At 65.0% G+C, this 15,491-nt stretch carries 13 protein-coding genes and 2 pseudogenes; 10 read left to right on the forward strand and 5 right to left on the reverse strand.

The features are described 5' to 3' along the window. Positions 1 to 152 precede the first annotated feature (152 nt). The 5 genes and pseudogenes from LKE06_RS17020 to LKE06_RS17040 all read left to right on the forward strand — a co-directional run. A complete protein-coding gene (locus LKE06_RS17020) occupies positions 153 to 716 on the forward strand; it encodes a MarR family winged helix-turn-helix transcriptional regulator (protein ID WP_228000128.1) in 564 nt (187 codons plus the stop codon). A gap of 282 nt (positions 717 to 998) precedes the next feature. Beyond that, a complete protein-coding gene (locus tag LKE06_RS17025; RefSeq protein ID WP_228000130.1) occupies positions 999 to 2,198 on the forward strand; it encodes a homogentisate 1,2-dioxygenase in 1,200 nt (399 codons plus the stop codon). Further along, positions 2,195 to 3,112 carry a hypothetical protein gene (locus tag LKE06_RS17030; protein WP_228000132.1) on the forward strand — a complete coding sequence of 306 codons (918 nt, stop codon included), beginning with the start codon at positions 2,195 to 2,197 and terminating at the stop codon, positions 3,110 to 3,112. Before LKE06_RS17025 ends, LKE06_RS17030 begins: the two co-directional genes overlap by 4 nt. A 143-nt stretch (positions 3,113 to 3,255) precedes the next feature. Further along, the gene (gene fahA, locus LKE06_RS17035) at positions 3,256 to 4,440 is read left to right on the forward strand and encodes a fumarylacetoacetase (RefSeq protein WP_228000134.1); all 1,185 of its coding nucleotides are present in this window, start codon (positions 3,256 to 3,258) and stop codon (positions 4,438 to 4,440) included. Next, positions 4,437 to 4,817: pseudogene (locus LKE06_RS17040) on the forward strand (CoA transferase subunit A); the annotation flags it as partial. The gene fahA and the pseudogene LKE06_RS17040, both read left to right, overlap by 4 nt. Before the next feature lie 100 nt (positions 4,818 to 4,917). Here the strand turns inward: LKE06_RS17040 and LKE06_RS17045 are convergent. From LKE06_RS17045 to LKE06_RS17055, 3 genes are all read right to left on the reverse strand, one after another. After that, positions 4,918 to 7,257, reverse strand: coding sequence for a bifunctional salicylyl-CoA 5-hydroxylase/oxidoreductase (locus LKE06_RS17045; protein ID WP_372477372.1), 2,340 nt, complete (start codon positions 7,255 to 7,257; stop codon positions 4,918 to 4,920). Between the two features lie 61 nt (positions 7,258 to 7,318). Next, positions 7,319 to 7,813, reverse strand: a complete 495-nt coding sequence (locus LKE06_RS17050) for an acyl-CoA thioesterase (RefSeq protein WP_228000137.1) — start codon at positions 7,811 to 7,813, stop codon at positions 7,319 to 7,321. After that, entirely contained in the window at positions 7,810 to 9,426 is a 1,617-nt protein-coding gene (locus tag LKE06_RS17055) for an AMP-binding protein (protein ID WP_228000139.1), read from the reverse strand. Before LKE06_RS17055 ends, LKE06_RS17050 begins: the two co-directional genes overlap by 4 nt. Positions 9,427 to 9,586: 160 nt before the next feature. Here LKE06_RS17055 and LKE06_RS17060 point away from each other — a divergent pair, with 160 nt between their 5' ends. Then, on the forward strand, positions 9,587 to 10,441 hold the full coding sequence (locus LKE06_RS17060) for a PaaX family transcriptional regulator (protein ID WP_228000140.1): 855 nt from the start codon (positions 9,587 to 9,589) through the stop codon (positions 10,439 to 10,441). Positions 10,442 to 10,468: 27 nt separating this feature from the next. Here the strand turns inward: LKE06_RS17060 and LKE06_RS17065 are convergent, their stop codons facing one another. Then, positions 10,469 to 10,873 (reverse strand): RidA family protein, encoded by a 405-nt coding sequence (locus LKE06_RS17065; RefSeq protein WP_228000142.1) that lies wholly within the window; start codon positions 10,871 to 10,873, stop codon positions 10,469 to 10,471. 175 nt (positions 10,874 to 11,048) lie between these two features. On the opposite strand from LKE06_RS17065, the gene LKE06_RS17070 reads away from it, so the two are divergent. From LKE06_RS17070 to LKE06_RS32820, 4 genes and pseudogenes are all read left to right on the forward strand, one after another. Beyond that, complete coding sequence (locus LKE06_RS17070; RefSeq protein ID WP_228000144.1) at positions 11,049 to 11,921, forward strand: fumarylacetoacetate hydrolase family protein; 873 nt, start codon at positions 11,049 to 11,051, stop codon at positions 11,919 to 11,921. Beyond that, positions 11,918 to 12,358, forward strand: coding sequence for a cupin domain-containing protein (locus tag LKE06_RS17075; RefSeq protein WP_228000146.1), 441 nt, complete (start codon positions 11,918 to 11,920; stop codon positions 12,356 to 12,358). The genes LKE06_RS17070 and LKE06_RS17075 overlap by 4 nt, the downstream gene beginning before the upstream one ends. Further along, positions 12,355 to 13,206, forward strand: coding sequence for an acyl-CoA thioesterase (locus tag LKE06_RS17080; protein ID WP_228000147.1), 852 nt, complete (start codon positions 12,355 to 12,357; stop codon positions 13,204 to 13,206). The genes LKE06_RS17075 and LKE06_RS17080 overlap by 4 nt, the downstream gene beginning before the upstream one ends. 323 nt (positions 13,207 to 13,529) lie before the next feature. After that, positions 13,530 to 13,673: pseudogene (locus tag LKE06_RS32820) on the forward strand (acyl-CoA dehydrogenase family protein); the annotation flags it as partial. 63 nt (positions 13,674 to 13,736) lie between these two features. On the opposite strand, the gene LKE06_RS17085 reads toward LKE06_RS32820, so the two are convergent. After that, positions 13,737 to 15,113, reverse strand: a complete 1,377-nt coding sequence (locus tag LKE06_RS17085; protein ID WP_228000149.1) for a PucR family transcriptional regulator — start codon at positions 15,111 to 15,113, stop codon at positions 13,737 to 13,739. Positions 15,114 to 15,491: the final 378 nt, after the last annotated feature.

Raw genomic sequence — 15,491 nt, forward strand, 5'->3', positions numbered from 1 at the left:
CGTTGGGGCGCAATGTTCGCCGTGGTCGATCGGCATGATCGACGGACAGCGATCAGGCATTCGTGAATAATTCACAGATATACTAGTTGGGTGAGCATTCGGGACCGCCCGCGCTGCATGCTTCCACCACCGGCCGCGATAGGGTCGGCTGCATGAGCGGGGACGAAAGACGCAGCGCGGTGGAGCATTCGACGACGCCCGGCTCGCTCGACTTCTGGTCGTTCATCGACCTCGCGAATCGGCGGCTGAGCACCGAGTTCGGCTCCACGCACCAGCTGGCCACGCAGGTTCTGCTGACCCTGAACCGGGCGGCGAACGTGGTCACCTACGACCTGGAATCCTCGGTGCACCGGCCACGTGGGCTGTCGTGGTCGACGTTCCGGCTGATGTTCGTAACCTGGCTCGCTGGCCCGATCGAGCCGAAGAGCGCCGCCAAGCTCACCGGTATGAGCCGCGCGGCCGTGTCGAACCTGACGAAGACGCTGGAAGCGGGCGGCCTACTCGAGCGGACGCCGAATGGGCACGACGGGCGCTCGGTGCAGCTGTCGCTCACCGAGAAGGGGCGCGCCGAGATGGCTGCCACCTACCGGGAACACAACGAGCGCGAGTACGCGTGGGCAAGCGTACTCACCGAGGCTGAGCAGCACATTCTCGTGATGCTGCTCGACAAGTTGATCACCAACCGCAGCCAGTTCGACGTCCGCGGACGGAACTGACCCACTCCCGTAGGGCCTCCTCCCCGGCGCGCGTTTCGCGCACTCGTCGCGACCGGGGGCGCCCAGGATCGGCGACAAGTGCGCAAAGCGTGGGGGAGGGGACGGGTGCCGTGCGCGGATCGGACCGCTCATATGGTTGCGCTCACGCCCCGAAATTAGTTAATCTATTTACTAACCTCGGAGTGAGTTGGTAGCGGTGATCGATACCGCGCCGCAGTTCCACCGAAGGTGACGACCACAGCCCGGCAGCGATCCGGGCGCGAGCACATCAGGAGGCCGGTCATGGCGTTCTACCGACAGCTCGGCAACATTCCGCCGAAGCGCCACACTCAGCACCGGGACGAGGACGGCAGGCTCTACTTCGAGGAGTTGATGGGCGAGGAGGGCTTCTCGTCGGATTCGTCGCTGCTGTACCACCGTCACATCCCGTCGGCCATCGTCGACGCGACGGTGTGGGAGCTGCGTGACCAGAGCACCACCCCCAACCATCCGCTCAAACCGCGACACCTCGCGCTGCACGACCTCTTTCCGGAGGAGACGTGGGCCGAGACCGACATCGTCACCGGCCGCCGACTGATCCTCGGCAACGCCGACGTGCGGCTGTCGTATGTGGTCGCGGCCAAGGAGTCGCCGCTGTACCGCAACTCGCTCGGCGACGAGATGGTGTACGTCGAGTCCGGTGAAGCGATCGTCGAGACCGTCTTCGGTGCGCTGCACGCGCGTTCGGGCGACTACGTCCTCATCCCGATGTCGACCACCCACCGCTGGGTGCCGCAGGGGTCGGAGCCGTTGCGCGCGTACGCAATCGAGGCCAACAGCCACATCGTTCCGCCGAAGCGCTACCTGTCCAAGTATGGTCAGCTGCTCGAGAATGCGCCGTTCTGTGAGCGCGACCTCCACGGCCCCACCGAGCCGCTGGTCGCCGAGGGCACGGACGTCGAGGTGTTGGTGAAGCATCGTGCCGGCGGCGAGATCGTCGGCACCCGCATGGTGTACCCGAACCATCCGTTCGACGTCGTCGGCTGGGACGGTTGCCTGTACCCGTACACGTTCAACATCTCCGACTACGAGCCCATCACCGGCCGCGTGCATCAGCCCCCGCCGGCACACCAGGCGTTCGAGGGCAACAACTTCGTGATCTGTAACTTCGTGCCGCGCAAGGTCGACTACCACCCGCTCTCGATCCCCGTGCCGTACTACCACTCGAACGTGGACTCCGACGAGATCATGTTCTACTGCGGCGGCGACTACGAGGCCCGCAAGGGCTCGGGCATCGGCCAGGGGTCGATCTCGATCCACCCCGGCGGCCACGCCCACGGCCCGCAGCCGGGCGCGTACGAGCGCAGCATCGGCGTCGAGTTCTTCGACGAGCTCGCGGTCATGGTCGACACGTTCCGTCCGCTCGAACTCGGTGAGGGCGCGTTGGCGTGCGAGGACGAGGCCTACGCCTGGTCCTGGTCCGGGCGGGGGCCGAACAAGTGACGGTTATTTCCCCGCTCCTGGTTGGTCTGTGCGACGATGCCGCCTTGTTCCCCCCGGGCAACGCACCGCTCGCGAACGCGGTGCCGGACCATTTCGGACACGAACGCAGTGACCATGCCGCACTGGTGGGTTTGTTCGTCTTCCCCGCACCGCGGCTGGGTGAGCTGCCCGCGATCGTCGCGGAGCAGGACGGCCAGACGCTCGCTATCAGCCTGACCGTGCCCGCCGGCACCGCCGCCGTGCCGGCCGCGCTCGAGCAGTTGCGGACAATCGACGGCGTCGTGCTCGTCGCGATCGAGATCGGGGTTCCCGAGGGCCAGTCCGCGGCCGAGTTGTTCGCTGCGCTCGACGAGATCGCCGCCACGGCAACGGGCGTCGAGCTCTTCGTCGAGGTGCCGCGCGACGCGCGCCGCCCAGAGATTCTCGCCGGGCTCGCGGGGACGCCGTACGCGGCGAAGTTCCGCACCGGCGGGATCGTCGCGACCGCGTACCCTGACGAGGCCGAACTGGCCGCAGCCATCCGCGCCGTGGCGACGGCGGGTGTGCGCTTCAAGGCGACCGCCGGACTGCACCATGCGGTACGGAACACGGACCCCGACACGGGATTCGAGCAGCACGGCTTCCTCAACGTCATGCTGGCGACCCATCAGGCCGCCGTCGGCGCGGACGTCGAGGAGATCGCCGCGACGCTCGCCGACCGTGACGGAACGAGCCTCGCCGAGAATCTGGCAGGGCTGTCGGCCGAGGCGGTGGACGCGCTGCGCGCGAACTTCCTGTCCTTCGGCACCTGCAGCATCAGTGACCCGCTGACCGAACTCGTCGGCCTCGGCCTGGTGCTCCAATCATCCGCCGGGCCCTCCGCGCCTAAGGGTCCGGTAGCTCTCACCTCGATCGACGAAGGCCCCCTCGCTTAACGCTTCCCTTGCCTGATGTAGGTGATTTCAAGCTCGGACAACGCAGCCAAAGCCACCGACAAACCTTCCCGACACAACCTGAGACAGGAGGATGGCGCTTCGTTTCCCTCCGTGAACGAGGGAGTATCCGCGCCGAACATCCGATGACCGTCATCTCGATTCCTACCGACTCCCTGTTCGGTCTCGACAACCTGCCCTACGGCGTGTTCTCGACTGCTGACGCGGGCCCGCGGGTGGGTGTGCGTGTCGGCGACAGCGTCGTCGACCTCACAACGGCGCTCGGCGACAACGTGTTCGCGCAGCCGGCCCTCAACGCGTTCATGGCTCAGGGCCGCAAGCGGTGGGTCGAGGTTCGCGCGCAGCTCACCGAACTCGTGTCCGGTGCGGTCGCCGACGACGCAGTCTTCTCGATCGACGATGTCACGATGCACCTGCCCATCGCGGTCGCGGACTACGTCGACTTCTACGCGTCGGAGAACCACGCGACCAATCTGGGCAGGCTGTTCCGTCCGGATTCGGTTGCGCTGATGCCGAATTGGAAGCACCTGCCGGTCGGGTACCACGGCCGCTCCAGCACCGTCGTCGTGTCGGGCACCGACATCGTGCGCCCGTGCGGTCAGCGCAAGGCCCCCGCCGACGCGGCACCGACGTTCGGTCCGTCGATCCGCCTCGACATCGAGGCCGAGATCGGCTTCATCGTCGGCGTCGGTTCGCCGATGGGCTCCTCGATCACCCCGGATCAGTTCACCGAGCACTGCTTCGGTGCCGTGGTCCTCAACGATTGGTCGGCGCGCGACATCCAGGCGTGGGAGTATGCCCCGCTGGGCCCGAACCTCGGCAAGAGCTTCGCGACTTCCATCTCCCCGTGGGTGGTTCCGCTGCTGGCGCTCGAGGCCGCCCGCATCGACACCCCGGTCCAGGACCCGACTCCGCTGCCATACCTGCGGGGCGAGGAGAAGTGGGGCCTGGACATCGACCTCGAGGTCGAGTGGAACGGTCACGTCGTCTCCCGCCCGCCGTACGCGCAGATGTACTGGTCGCCCGCGCAGATGCTGGCGCACACCACCGTCAACGGTGCCGCCGCCAGCACGGGCGACCTGTTCGGTTCCGGCACCATCTCGGGTCCCGAGAAGGCACAGCGCGGTGCCTTCATCGAATTGACCTGGGGTGGCGCCGAACCCGTCACCGTCGGTGACAGGCAGCGCACGTTCATCGAGGACGGCGACGAGATCTCGATCTCGGCGACCGCGCCCGGCGCGAGCGGCGGCCGCATCGGCTTCGGCGAGGTGCGCGGCCGCATCCTGCCCGCCACCGGCGATGCGCGATAAGCAAGGTATTCGCTACCGCGGCGGAGGCGGTCGCCGACATTGTCGACGGGTCGTCGCTCGCGGTCGGTGGGTTCGGTCTGTGCGGCATCCCGACCGAGCTGATCGGTGGTATCGCCGAGAGCGGTGTGTCGAGTCTCGACGTGTTCTCCAACAACTGCGGCGTGGACGACTATGGTCTGGGAATTCTGTTGTCGGCCGGTCAGATTCGTCGGGTGACGGCGTCGTATGTCGGTGAGAACAAGGAGTTCGCGCGGCAGTACCTCTCGGGTGAGCTGGAGGTGGAGCTGACGCCGCAGGGCACGCTGGCCGAACGGTTGCGGGCCGGTGGCGCCGGTATCCCCGCGTTCTACACTCCGGCCGGAGTCGACACCCCGGTTACCCTCCGACAACATCTGTGCGGGCGCAGTAGAACCGCTGAGCGCCTCCTCGTGCCCGAATCCTCGGACATCTGGCGCTCTCAGCGGTTCTCAGCCTGTGTCAGTGACTCTCCACGGCCAGCGGTGGCCGCCAGCGTCTGCTGAGCTCGGACGGTCGCGCGGCGGCACGCACCAGTTGGAGTCGCGGTGGCGGGCCGTCGGTGCGGCCCGCCGGGGGCTTTCGGCTGCCTGCGCGGAACGGCGCCGGCCATTCGGCGGCCGTTCCGCGGTAGCCCTGTTCCACTGCCGCATGCAGTGTCCATTGCGGGTCCCACAAGTGCGCTCGGCCGATGGCGACCAGGTCGGCGCGGCCGGCGAGGAGCACCGAGTTGACATCGTCGTGCGACGATATCGCGCCGACCGCCACCACTGCGACACCGTGCGGAACGCCAACCTCCTGCCGGATGCGGTCCGCGAAAGGTGTTTGATAACTGCGGCCGAAGGCAGGTTTTTCGTGTTTGACCACCTGCCCGGTGGACACGTGCAACACGTCTACGCCGTGTTCGGCGAAGGCACGCGCGATCGCGATTGCGTCGTCGATCGTGTTGCCGTCGTCGGCCCAGTCGGTGGCCGAGATGCGCACCGACAGCGGGCGATCCGCGGGCCAGACTTCACGGATCGCGTCGAAGACGCGCAGCGGGAAACGAAGCCGGTTTTCCAGCGAACCGCCGAATTCGTCGGTACGGCGGTTGGCAAGCGGAGACAGGAACGACGAGAGCAGATAACCGTGCGCGCAATGCAGCTCGAGAATATCGAAACCGGCGCGCGCCGCGGCCTGCGCAGCATCGACGAATTGTGTTGTGACCTCACCGAGTTCGACGGTGGTGATTTCGCGGGGTGTCCGGTTGCCTGGTCCGTAGGGGATTGCCGACGGACTGACGGTTTCCCAACCGCCGGTCTCCAGAGGATCGTCGATTCCCTCCCACATGACCTTGGTGGCGCCCTTGCGTCCGGAGTGCCCGAGCTGCACTCCGATCTTCGACCTCGTGCTGGTGTGGACGAAGTCGACAATGCGGGACCAGGACTTCTCCTGTTCCTCGGTATAGAGGCCGGCGCATCCCGGTGTGATGCGGCCTTCAGGCGACACGCAGACCATTTCGGTCATCACCAGACCGGCGCCGCCGAGTGCCTTGCTGCCGAGGTGAACCAGGTGGAAATCGCTGGGAACCCCGTCGGTCGCGGCGTACATGTCCATGGGCGAGACCAGGATTCGGTTCGGTAGCTCGACACCCTTGATCCGCAGCGGGTAGAACATCGGCGGGCGGGTTGAGGTGACTGCACCGGTGGCGTCGGCCTGGGTGGACAGGTACCAGCCGTCAATCGAGTCGACGAAACCGTCGTCACGCAGCCGCAGGTTGTCGTAGGTGATCCGGCGGCTGCGGGTCAGCAGATTGAAGGCGAACTGATCGGGGGGCTGGTCGGTGTACTTGGCGATCGATTCGAACCACTCGAGGCTGGCCTGGGCGGCACGTTGCACCGATTCGACCACAGGCCGCCGCTCCGCCTCGTACGCGTCGAGTCCGGCGGCAACGGAATCGTTTTCGTGCAGGCAGGCGGCGAGGGCGAGGGCATCCTCCATCGCCAGTTTGGTGCCCGAGCCGATCGAAAAGTGTGCGGTGTGCGCCGCGTCGCCGATGAGAACGATGTTTCCGTGCAGCCAGCCCTCATTGCGGACCGTGGTGAACTCGATCCACTTGGAGTTGTTGGCCTGCAACACGTGCCCGTCGAGCTCATCGGCGAAGATCTCCGATAACTGGGCGATGGACTTCTCGTCGTTCTCGCCGGGCGCGAACTCGCGATCGGCGAAGTCGTGGAAACCCGCGTTGCGCCAGACGGATTCGTGCATCTCGACGATAAAGGTGCTCCCGCCAGCGCTGTACGGGTAGGCGTGCACCTGCATGATTCCGTACGGCGTGTGCTTGACGAAGAATTCGAACGCCTCGAACACCCGATCGGTGCCCAGCCACATGTACTTGTTGTGCCGGCGGTCGAGCGTCGGGCGGAAGACGCCGGCGTACCGGGTGCGCACCGTGGAGTTGAGACCGTCGGCGGCGAGGACAAGATCATGCGTTGCCGCGAGTTCTTCGACGTCCGGCGCAAGCTGACGGTAATGAATGGTGACACCCAGCTCGGTGCACCGTTGTTGGAGGATGTGCAGTAGCTCCTTGCGGCTCATCGCCGCGAAACCCTGCCCACCCGAGGTCCGGATCTCGCCACGGTACTGGATGTCGATATCGCTCCAACGGGCGAACTGCTCGGTCATAGTCCGATAGACGTGCTCGTCGGCGTGCTCGATGCCGCCGAGTGTCTCGTCGGAGAACACGACACCGAATCCGAATGTGTCGTCCGGGGCGTTACGCTCCCAGATCGTGACCTCGTTCGCCGGGTCGAGTTGTTTCATCAGGGCGGAAAAGTACAGACCCGCAGGGCCTCCGCCGATCACAGCTATACGCATGGAAGCCTCACACTTCTTGGATTGGAGTCGTCGGTCGAAATTCGGTCGAGCGGCGACCGGAGTTGATCGCGTCGGGTGCCGGTGTCCACGTGCTGCGGAGCGCGGCAGCGATATTCGTTGGCCATGCCTGGGAACCGTCGGCGGTGTCGGGCGCGTAGACCACGGTCAAAGTTCCGCGGGCCGCGATTGTCGAGGTATCCGGTTCGGTTGGCCGTGCCGGGGCGGGACGCCTGGTGACGACGAAGTCGTATTGCATCGACGACCTGCCGACTTTGCCCAAGGACAGTTCGATGGAAGCGGTGTCGCCGAACCACAGCCGGTCGAGGTAGTCGACTTCGTATCGAACGCGCGGAATCTGCCCGAACAGCGAGAGGAGCCCGACCCGGTCCAGCAGGGCGGCTTCGGCGGCCTCGACCCAGCGGATGACCGTGCTGTGGTGGTAGTGCCCGGCCGCGTCGGTATCCTGCCAGTCGACCAGACGCTCGATGACGACGCCGGTCATCGTGCAGAGTTCCAGTGCTCGCGGATCTTGTACCGCTGCAACTTGCCGCTCGGGTTGCGGGGCAATGCGTCGACGATTTCGATGCTGCGCGGGTATTTGTACGGTGCCGCGGTTCGTTTGACGAAATCCTGCAACTCGCGGATCTTGGCCGTGTCGCCAGGCACGCCGGGGCGCAGCACGACCACAGCGTGCACGATCATGCCGCGATCCTCGTCCGGCACGCCGATGACCGCGCTCTCGACCACGTCCGGGTGCAGGTCGAGGATACCTTCGACCTCCGGAGCTGCGATGTTGTAGCCCGCGGAGACGATCATGTCGTCGCTGCGCGCGTGGTACCAGAAGTACCCGTCGGTATCGCGGGTGTAGGTGTCTCCGGTCAAGTTCCAGCCGTTGCGAACGTAGTCAAGCTGGCGGGGGTCAGCGAGGTACCGGCAGCCGGTGGGCCCCTTGACCGCCAGAATTCCAGGGGTGCCATCCAGCACCGGGCGGCCATCCTCGTCCTGGATCTCAGCCCGGTAGCCGGGAACGACTCGGCCGGTGGAGCCCGGCCGGATGTCGTCGTCGGCGGCGGAGATGAACACATGCAACAGCTCGGTGCCGCCGAGCCCGTTGATGATCTTCAATCCGGTATTTTCGTGGAACTTGGTGAACACGGCCTCAGGCAGGTGTTCACCTGCCGACACGCAACGGCGCAATGACTTCAATCGCCCGAGATCGTCACGTTTTAGCAATGCCTTGTAGGCAGTCGGTGCGGTGAACAGCACCGTCACCGAGAACTTCTCGATCGGGTCGACGAGCGTGTCCGGATCGGCTTTCTCGAGCAGCACGACCGACGCTCCGATCCGCAACGGGAAGATCACCAGCGCTCCGAGGCCGAAGGTGAAGGCCAGCGGAGGGGTTCCAATAAAGACGTCGTCCGCGCGTGGGGCGACGATGTGTTCGGAGAAGGTATCGGCGTTGGCGAGCACGTCGCGATGGAAATGCATCGTCGCCTTCGGTACGCCAGTCGTACCGGAAGTCGGCGCAAGCAGCACGACGTCGTCAGCGGCGGTCTGAATGTCGTCGAAGACCACCGGTTTGGCCGCGGCGCAGGTGGTGAGGTCGGCTGCGGTCGATCCGCCGACCGGGACCATCATCAGCGAAGGATCTGCGGCGGCCAGTTCGTCGAGCAGCCGACTGTCACAGAGCGCGAAGACCGGGCGGGTGAGCTCGATCAGCTTCGACAGCTCGGGTGCACGCAGCAGCGGCATCGTCGTCACCACCACCCCGCCTGCCTTGACAACGCCGAGCCAGCATGCCACCAGCCACGGGGTGGTGGGGCCGCGCAGCAGTACGCGGTTACCGGGAACCAGGCCGTAGTCATCGGTCAGCACGTGCGCAATCTGATTTGCGCGGTGGAGGAGTTCGCCGTAGGTCCAGGACTCCTCGCTGGTGAGAAGGCACGGCCGGTCACGCCCGTGCCTGGCCACTGCGCCATCGAGCAAGGCGGTCGCGCAGTTCAAGCGATCGGGGTAGTGCAGCGCGGGCAGATCGAAGACGAACTCGGGCCACTCCGCTTCGGGAGGGAGGTTGTCCCGACAGAACGTGTCCGTGTGCGCTGAGGGTGTAAGCATTGTTTTCGGCCCTTTCGGAGGCTGAGAACGGAGAGGAACCCCAGCCGATATCGTCTATTTGTGACGATCGTTGCAGAGGCAACATATTAATTAAACACAGCTGTAGCCCGATGTGCTAGTGGAATCGCGAAACTCGCGGCTGCGGCCGTAGGCTGAATTCATGATTGATCTCGGCGAGTTGCTTCCGGATAGCCAGGAGACGCAACCGCGAGAGTTGATCGTGTCGTTATTCGGGCTCTACGCCCGCGGGGAAGGCAATTGGCTCGCTGTCTCGGCGTTGGTCCGACTGATGGCCGAGATCGGCGTGGACGGCCCAGCAGTTCGTTCGTCGGTTTCCCGCCTGAAGCGACGCAACATCCTGCACAGCGTCCGACGCGGCGGAGCCGCCGGGTACGAGCTCTCGCTGTCGGCGATGGCGGCACTGTCCGAGGGCGATGCACGCATCTTCCACCGCCGCCGAGCCGAGCTCGACGACGGTTGGCTGATGCTGGTGTTCTCGGTACCGGAGTCGGAACGCGACAAGCGGCACGCCTTGCGCAGCTCGCTGACCAGGCTAGGGTTCGGAACAGTCAGCCCCGGCACGTGGATCGCACCCGGGAATATGACCAATGAAGTGCGCATCGTCCTGGAGCGCAAGGGATTCACCAACTACGTGGAGCTGTTCGAGGGCGTACATGTCGGCGTGCGGCCCATCCGCCAGGCGGTCGAATCCTGGTGGGACTTCGACGAATTGTCGCAGCTGTACGCAGACTTCCAGCGCCGGTACCGGCCCGCACTCGATGCCGCCGACGCGCTGGCCGCCGAGCAGCAAAAGGCGTTCGCCACCTATGTACCGATGCTGACCGAATGGCGGCGGCTGCCGTACCTCGATCCGGGACTCCCGGTCGAGCTGCTACCCGACGGCTGGAACGGGCTGGCCGCCGAGCAGCTGTTCGCCGACCTCGATCACGCGCTCGCCGGACCGGCCGGACGGCACGCACGAGAGATCATGCACGGAACCGGACCGGCAGCGTAAGCCCGCGGCGTCGACATCGCCGCAGGCTCAGGCCTGTTCGGCGTCCAGCGCTGCCACGGCCTGGATCTCGACCAGCGCCTCGGGCTGCCACAGCGCCGTAACGCCGACGCCAGCCATCGCCGGATACTCGGTACCGGCCAGTTCACGCCAGATCCGGCCGATCTCTTTGCCGTTGGCCTGATAGTCGGGAATGTCGAGCAGGTAGATCGTGACACTGAGCAGGTTCTCGGGCCGGCCCCCAGCCGCTTCGAGCGCAGCAAGCACATTGGAGAACGCCTGACGGAACTGGGCGACGATCCCGCCGTCGATGATCTTCCCCTCCGGCGTCAAGGCCGTCTGGCCGGCCAGGTGAACGATGTTGCGATAGCAGGTCGCGTGTGCGAATCCGGACGGCTTCGCCAGCGCTGATGGGTTGATTCGCTCGATGGACATGGTGCCTCTTTTCTCGATCGGGCCGGCACGGTCGGCGAGCCGATTTCATCTCAGGGTGGTTCGGACCACAATATGGTGCTAACGTAGCTATCGTCAATAGAACGCGATATGGCAGAGATGCTCTTCCTGTGTTCGACATTCAATACAGACCCGGCCGATCTATGGAGGCCCTGCCATGCGTTTGCGAACAGTTCTTGCCGCCGACGGCGGCAGCCGCGCCGAAGTCTGCCTCGATGGACAGTGGTACGCGACCGCCGCCGCAGACGTCGGAGCCCTGCTCGCAACCCCGGGCTGGCGCTCAGCCCAGGCCCATTCCGACCGGCAGCAGAACGCCCCTGAGCGACCGGCTCCCGTCGTGACCACACCGGGCAAGATCGTGTGCTGCGGCCATAACTATCGCGCCCACATCGGCGAGATGGCCCAGTCGGAACCCGAATTCCCCACCCTCTTCGCGAAATTCGCCGACACCCTCACCGCATGGAACGCCGACATCGCGCTGCCGGGCCCCGCCGAGACGGTAGCTCTCGACTGGGAGGCCGAACTCGCGATCGTGGTCGGCACCGTGCTCCGGCATGCCGATCGCGACACCGCGCGGGCCGGCATTGCCGGATACACCGTCGCCAACGACTTCTCCGTCCGCGCCTGGCAGCGCAGAACCTCACAGTGGTTGCAGGGCAAGGCATTCGATGCCACCACGCCGCTGGGACCGGAATTGGTCACCCCCGACGAAGTCGACCCCGGCAACGGCCTGCGCATCGTCTGCCGGGTCAACGGCATCGACGAACAGGTCGGGTCGACAGACGATCTGCTGTTCGACCCAGCGACGCTGCTCGCCTACATCTCCGAATTCACCACTTTGCGGGCGGGTGATGTCGTGCTGACCGGAACGCCGGGCGGCGTCGGTATCGCCGCCGATCCGCCCAGGTTCCTTCGCGACGGTGACGTCGTGGAAACGGAGATCGAAGGGATCGGCCTGTTGCGCAACCAAATCACCCACTATCCCAACAAGATCGACGCCGTGCAGCGGGTCGGAAAGGAAAGGCAATGACCAGCGAGATCGCCAACACCCGGGTAGTCCCGGTCGTCACCCGGGCAGGACACGAACATCACGGAACCACCCAGTCCGGCGGCGCCGTACGCGTGTCGGGGGTCGGACCGCAGCACACGCCCGCTACCCGAATCTGGTTCGGGAAAGTGACCAACGAGCCCGGCTACCGCTCACTGCCCCACCACCACGGTGAGGCCGAGACCGGCGGCTACGTGCTCACTGGCGTGGCGCGCATCTACTACGGCGAGAACTACCGGGAATACGTCGACATGAGTGAGGGCGATTTCGTGTTCGTGCCGCCGTTCATGCCGCACGTTGAGGTGAACATGAGTACCACCGAAGAACTGGTGTGGCTGACCTGCCGCACCCCTGACAACATTGTCGTCAACCTCCAGGAAGTGGACGACTCGACCCTCGTGGGGTATCGGCGCGCATGAGCACTGCGATCTCTCTTCTGGACTGGCTGCAGGTCCGTGAAAACCGGCCCGACTCGTTCGATGCCTCGCATCAGCCCATTCCCTCCGGACGCGCCTACGGCGGCGAAACCCTGGCGCACGCGTTGGCCGCGGTACTGCAGACCGTCGACGACGAGCGGGTCCTGCACTCGTTCCACGGGTTCTTCCTTCGGGCGGCGGACGTCGCGGTACCGAGCACCTACGACGTGACTCGTGTGCGTGACGGACGGAACTTCTCAGCGCGGTCGATCGTCGGGCGCCAAGGAGACCGTGTGACCTTCCACGGATTCGCCTCCTGCCACGTACCGTCAGACACTCCCGTTCGGCACACGATTGAGATGCCCGACCTCCCTGACCCGGAATCCCTGCCGACCTCGGCCGAGGCAGTTGCGGGGACCTCGGTTCGCGACACCGAGTACTGGGCGCACGGCCGACACTTCGATATACGACACGTCGACCCACCCGTTTACACCGAACCAGCGGAGCAGCGGCAGTCCCGACAAGTCGTGTGGGTCAAGGCGTTCGACCGCCTGCCCGACGATCCCGCCGCACATCGCCTCGCGCTCGCCTACGTCTGCGATTACACCCTGCTCGAACCGGCGTTGCGCCGACACGGGGCAGCGTGGGCACAGGACGGCGTCATCACCGCCAGTCTCGACCACGCGATGTGGTGGCATGAACAGGGGCGCGCGGACGAATGGATCGCACTGGTTCAAGACAGCCCGCACACCGATGCTGGACTCGCCACCACCAGGGCATCCTTGTTCTCCCGCGAAGGCCGACTGCTGGCCACAATCGCCCAACACGGGCTCGTTCAACTTCCCGCCTGAGGCCACCCACTCGCGGCGCTCGCGGCGTTGCTCCCTCTTCCATTGAAAACACAGTGTTCGCCCCATGACGAGGCTCAACAGCGTCGCCATCTTGGAGGCCGTCCAGGCGCGGCCGGAAGAGGGAGCAATCGATCGCGGTTCGATCGGCTGGCCGTCAGGCTGCCATGCATGAGTCGGATGGGCCGAGGCCCACCAGCCGGCGACCCGAGTCAGTAACCGCAATACCGGCAAGGTCTGTGACGATCCGATCGCCGATCGCATGCTGCGCCGCGTCGCCGCGTTCGGCCACTACGCGGGGAGGGGCGTTGAGTTCTGGAGCCATCGGCGGGTCTGACCTGGCGAATCTCAAGACCACCGCTGTGCGGGGCGGGTCCGACTGGATCCTGAACGGCTCGAAGACCTTCATCACCAACAGCCGAACCAACGGCTACACAGCCGACGTAGTGGTGGTGGCCGCCTGGACCAATCGATGCTGGCTTCGATCAACCGCTCGGTCAACGCGTCGAGGTGTATTGCTCAGGTTCAAACGGTCATTGTGATGGATTGTTGTGTCTGTCGTTGGAAATCGGGTTTGAAAGCCCTTGACTGGCGAGCAGTTGCAGCTGTAAGGCGAGACGAACACGTGGGTTAATCAGGTCGGTGCCCGCTATAGCGCGAATCTGGCGCATCCTGTAACGCAATGTATTTGGGTGAATATTCAGGATGCGTGCGGCCTGGGTCGGTTCACCGTGGTGTTGGAGATACGCATCGAGCGTTGTGATGTATTCAGTTCCGTGACTTCGATCGTGCGCGAGCAGATCGGGCAGTGGCCCGCCAAGGAAGCCTGCGTCCACCCGCACCGCGGTTCGAGCACGCTCGATGATCAGTTGGTGCCAAACCGACTCGATCGCTACGGTGGGGCCGGGCAGTCGGCCGGCGCGCGCTAGTCTGTCCAACTCGATAGCCTCGGCGCGAGACTGTGGAAGGGCGTTCGGGACTTGCGTGCGACTTCCGGCGACGGCGTAGACCGTGTCGTCATGCGTGTACACCTCGTCGACGACCGTGCGTAGCCACGGCCAACTTCCCGCAGTCCGTCCGGTCTCCTCCGATGACACGACGGTCAACGCTGCTCCGTCAACTTCGGTGAGTAGCGGTTGCGACCAGCCGTATCGCCGCAGGATAGACTCCCACAGGTCCAGTTGACGGTGTGGATCGTCGCCCGCCCCTGACGCATTCAGGGCGACTACTCTCCAGGGACCGCCGTACAACCAGTTCCCGGTGTCGGCGGTGTCTGTCGAAACTAGCAAGACGGTGCGGAGGCGTTCGGCCGACAGTCTCCTGGCCGCCTCGGTTTGGGCACGCAGACGTAATAGGTGTAGCGCGAGTATGGTGGCCGCCCGCTTTAATTCGCCTATCTGATCTGGCAGCACCGGCTTCGGGGTAACGGCCCAGATTGAACCCAAGAACTCACCACCTGCGCGAACGGGGATGATCAGGCGGGGGAGTGCGCCATCGGGGCCATGCTCGATCCAAATCGGCTCGCTGGACTTCCTCATTCGTCGGAAAATTCCGCGGGACCGGAAATAGTTGACCACATCTTCAGGGACGCGGCGTCCGATAATGGTCGAGACGCGCGCTGGGTCGGATATGTCCTGGACCGCCGAGTATGCCAGTACCCGCGAGTGGGCGTCCTCGATGGTTACTGGAGCGCCGACGGTCGCGGCCACAGCATCGGCGAATGAAAAGAGATCGCTGTACGCGCTTGAATTCTCAACGTCTGTCGTGCCGATGGCGCGGTCGAGAACGCTGCGCAACAACCACACGAGGTGAGTCCACGACGCCTGCGGTTGCAGCTCGATCACACCGACTCCGACTTCCCCGGCGATTTCGCGCACCGATGGATCGGCGGCGATCGAGCCTTTCAGCACGACTGCACCGACGCTCGCATCGGCCGCCCGCCGGAGCAGGACTACCGCGGCGGCCGCGTCGCCGGTGCCGACACCCAGGAGCAAGTTGTCGGGTTGCCCGAATGGTATTTCGTTGCATCCATCGAGTATCACGTCACTGACGTACTCACGAGGTCCGGAAACGATTGCGCGCAGCAGCGTCCCGCCCAGCGCGTCGATCAAATCGGCGGTACGCATCATGGCGATATTTCCCTCCCACGGTCCACGTTTCGGCCCGGATCACTTCTATTGTGCTACATACCCGTTGTGGCGTGAACACAATTTGGGTGCGGTGGATTGGCCTGATGCAACGATGCCAGCGACGCCGGTGTGCCTGATGATCGAGTGGTCGCAAACATA

Origin of the sequence: Nocardia australiensis (genome assembly GCF_020733705.1) — a bacterium.
Lineage (GTDB): Bacteria > Actinomycetota > Actinomycetes > Mycobacteriales > Mycobacteriaceae > Nocardia > Nocardia australiensis.